This is a genomic window from Chryseobacterium sp. RR2-3-20, assembly GCF_017808115.1.
GTDB classification, from domain to species: domain Bacteria; phylum Bacteroidota; class Bacteroidia; order Flavobacteriales; family Weeksellaceae; genus Chryseobacterium; species Chryseobacterium oryzae.
Window position 1 is genome coordinate 1 of record NZ_JADQBD010000220.1, and the last position, 492, is coordinate 492.

1 protein-coding gene is annotated in these 492 nt (G+C 43.5%); it reads right to left on the reverse strand.

Annotated elements, in window-relative coordinates; genetic code table 11:
- A partial coding sequence (locus tag IV513_RS15720; protein ID WP_209391491.1) for a reverse transcriptase domain-containing protein occupies positions 1-492 on the reverse strand: 492 nt, incomplete at both ends.

Genomic DNA, 492 nt, shown 5'->3' on the forward strand with positions numbered 1-492 from the left:
GTTTGTGTGGATCTTCTTCCGATAGACGGTGTGGCCCAGCCTTCCGTTCGGTTTCTTTATTACCAGTACGTCTAAGAAGGGTAGTTGATTATTTTCTTCTATTTCCATCGTAAACTGGATGCGCTGGTGTTGACTGTTGAGGTGGTTCAGGAACTCGTACAGTTTCGCTTCTCCATGGGGCCAAATGACAAAAGTATCATCCACGTATCGTAGCCATAACGTCGGTTTTTCGACTGCTGTATCTAGTGCCTTAGTTTCAAACGATGTCATAAACATATTAGCAAAAGGAGGTGACAGTCGTGATCCCATTGGCGCTCCTTCCAGCTGCTTGTATTGTTGACCCTCGTAGATGAAGTATGTGTTCTTCAAACAGTGCTTTAGTAGTTCGATGATGTGTGGCTCTAGCTTTCGTTCTTGCTCAAAGGTTTCAATGGCCTCTTCAACTGGAATTTGGGTAAATAAAGATACAACATCAAAACTCACCAAAAGGTC